Origin of the sequence: Nostoc sp. UHCC 0251 (genome assembly GCF_034932245.1) — a bacterium.
Classification (GTDB): Bacteria; Cyanobacteriota; Cyanobacteriia; order Cyanobacteriales; family Nostocaceae; genus Nostoc.
The window spans coordinates 1-2,887 of sequence record NZ_JAYGHD010000506.1; the positions used below are offsets into that span (position 1 = coordinate 1).

2 protein-coding genes are annotated in these 2,887 nt (G+C 40.6%); one reads left to right on the plus strand and one right to left on the minus strand.

Features of this window, described 5'->3' with window-relative positions; translation table 11 throughout:
- Positions 1 to 471: 471 nt before the first annotated feature.
- Positions 472 to 744 (minus strand): hypothetical protein, encoded by a 273-nt coding sequence (locus tag VB740_RS36355; protein WP_323204651.1) that lies wholly within the window; start codon positions 742 to 744, stop codon positions 472 to 474.
- Positions 745 to 980: 236 nt separating this feature from the next.
- On the opposite strand from VB740_RS36355, the gene VB740_RS36360 reads away from it, so the two are divergent.
- Positions 981 to 2,825 (plus strand): tetratricopeptide repeat protein, encoded by a 1,845-nt coding sequence (locus VB740_RS36360; protein WP_323204652.1) that lies wholly within the window; start codon positions 981 to 983, stop codon positions 2,823 to 2,825.
- Positions 2,826 to 2,887: the final 62 nt, after the last annotated feature.

Sequence of the window (2,887 nt, forward strand, 5' to 3'; positions counted from 1 at the left end):
TAAGCATACCAAAAAACGGCATTAACTCATCAAAGTTGACTTGCCAGACCACTAGGCTTTTGTTCACACCAATGAACAATGCTGTGCCCTTAGGAAAGATATGGTTTCTAAACTTGCTTCATATTTGATATTTCTTGTCAATGTGTAAGTCCTAAAAACTTTAGTTGTAGATTGAGAACCAAAACCAAGTAAGTGGGTACGATAAAACCTATGTATGTTTAGTTTTATAAAAACTCTGGAATGACTAATTTATAAGCTGTTGCCGTAATTTTATATTGTGTCAGATAAGTTTATTTTTTAAAACCGACTTACTTAAAGTAAAAAATTTGTATTAGCAGAAAATGTACTAGATACAAGGCAAAAACCGGAGAAGTTTCCTGTCTTCTCCGGTTTTTGTTTCAATACCACCTTGGTGAACGTAGGAACAATAGCTGCTTTCTATATTATGAAATTACTAATAGCAGCTTATACTTAGGTTGTTTCCGGAATTGTTCCCACAATTGGTTTTACGACACCTGGTTTTACCACACTTGGTTTTTCCACACCTGCTCGCAAAATATCTGGTGTTATTATTCCTGGCGAAATACCTAGTGTTATTGGTGGTGAAGGTTTAGTAGATTCAACACCATTGGAAACGCCACTAGCAGGATCTTTAATTTCTGTAGGAGTACCTCCTTTATAGCTTTCTTCTTCTTCTTCGGTAAGCTTCATCAGAAGACCTAATTCTAAAATTTTAATAACCATTCGTTAGACCTCTAAAATTAAAACTTATACAAAAAATGTATAGCAAATGCAGTGATATATCAATATATCTGTTTAACTTTTTTTAGACGCACTATGATCTGTATAAATGCCCTACCTTAGTCAGCTCGTCAGACATTGCCTACCCCTTGAATGCTCTCAACCCTTACAGGCATCCAATCCACTTGGTCAAACTCAGACTAGAATTAGAATGGACGTGACATTCTCTAGTAGCCAAAGTGCCAGACTCTTTGCCATTGCGCGATCGCTATCTTGCCTTAATCGATGAAATTGTCGAAACCACCCTCAAGGGCAAAATTAGCTCTGTAGAACAGGTGTATCAAATGCTGCTTAAAGGAATTACTTCCGGTACAGGGGAAGTCTTTGAGCTAGTTTTGAGCGATCGCCTGAATGCTTTCCAAAACCAAGTAGATAGCGAAAAAGACGAACTCAAAAAAGCTAAGGCTACTCGGAGTTTGAGAGCCATTAAAACCATTCAAAGTCAATGGCAACGCTGGCAAGAGCAAAACAAAGCCACAGAAGCGATCGCCTTTGCAGTTACAGAAATTACCACATCTGCGGCAGACGATCGTCTAGCAGCATTTTTACGGGTTACTGATCCCAATCAGAAATATCCGCTAAATTCACAACAGCTACAGCAGTTGTCAAAAGCATTACAGCAATTTGCTCAGGCAGATTCAGATTTACAACAATTTTCCGAAGGGATTACCCGTGGTTTAACCTCTTGGCAGCGATTGCAAGACAACTTGCTCAGTTGGATGTACGAGCAAAAAGAATCTTTGGGATTTGGTGGCGTACCCGGAGAACGTGGACCTTGGGCAAGTTGGGCGAAACAACTCAATAGTGAGTTACCCCAAGCACTGCTTCGCACCTTGGCTAGGGAAGAATCTGCAATTGAGTTTGCCCAGCGACAACGGGGGATCACCCTTAGAGATTGGGTGGAAATGGCATTGATTTTACAGTTCTTGCAACGGGGACTAATTAACTGGTTTGACCAACAAGCTTACGATGTTAAGGCCGGGCCAAAGTTGTCCATTTCCACTTTTTTGACCTTTGCAGTGATTTGGAGTCAGTTAGCAAGTGGTTTTGGCAGCATTGGGAAAGTATACGGCGATGCCTGTTCTCAAATTATGCTCCAGATTTTGCGAACCTTTGCCCAGCGGCCATATTTTCCCTTTTACGGCGGGATTTTTGCCTCTTTCACTGGCACTTATTTGCGAGATGCCCTTGATTATTTGGATGAACCTCTGCGAAAAGGCGAGGGAACCCAAGAAAAAGCGCGTATTTTAACCCTTTTAGGATATTCGCAACGTGCTTTGGGACAATACCAACGCTCTATTGATTTTCATCAGCAGGCGTTAGAAATAGCCAGAAATGCAAGCGATCGCGCCTGTGAAATCGCCAATCTCAACCACCTCAGCCGCACCTACGTGCAACAGCAAAATTATGCTGAGGCAATTAACTACAGTCAACGAGCATTAATACTGAGTCGGCAAGCAGGCGATAGAACAGGGGAAGCAAACGCGCTAGTAAATTTAGGTTACAGCGAAGTTATGCAAGCTCAGGAACTAGAAAACCTAGAACCAGAAACTTATGAAGCCGCAATTAACTATTTGGAACAAGGTTTAAAATTATCAGAGAAATTAGGCGATATTCAAAGTAAAGCCTTATGTGTCAGCAGCTTAGGAATTGCCTATTTAGTAATTGGAGAACACCAAACGGCAATTAAATATCTCGAAGATGGCTTTAAAACAGCGCAAGTTTCCGGCGATTTATATCTGCAAGGGCGGAACTTAGCCTATTTAGCAGAAGCTTATTATAATCTACAAAATTCCGAAAAAACTGTTTACACAGGCTGCTTAGGAATGTATCTTTTGGAGCAAATTGCTTCTCGTGAGTGGCGTCAACCAGCAGGGTTACTGACAATTTTACAAGGACAAATAGGAGCAGAAGCTTTCCAAAAGTTTTTACAGCAACATCGCCCGAAAATGATTGCATTTATCGGTGTAGATGGGTATGACCACATTCCGCAATTATTAGAAGAATATAAACAAGATATATAAGAAAGTAAGTAACTGCCTAGCTAGTAGTAATTGAGGCGAGAAAAACACAGACATTACCAAGT

Excerpts from the sequence above, each read along its gene's own strand:
- VB740_RS36355 (WP_323204651.1), bottom strand. The coding sequence starts at position 744 with ATGGTTATTAAAATTTTAGAATTAGGTCTTCTGATGAAGCTTACCGAA.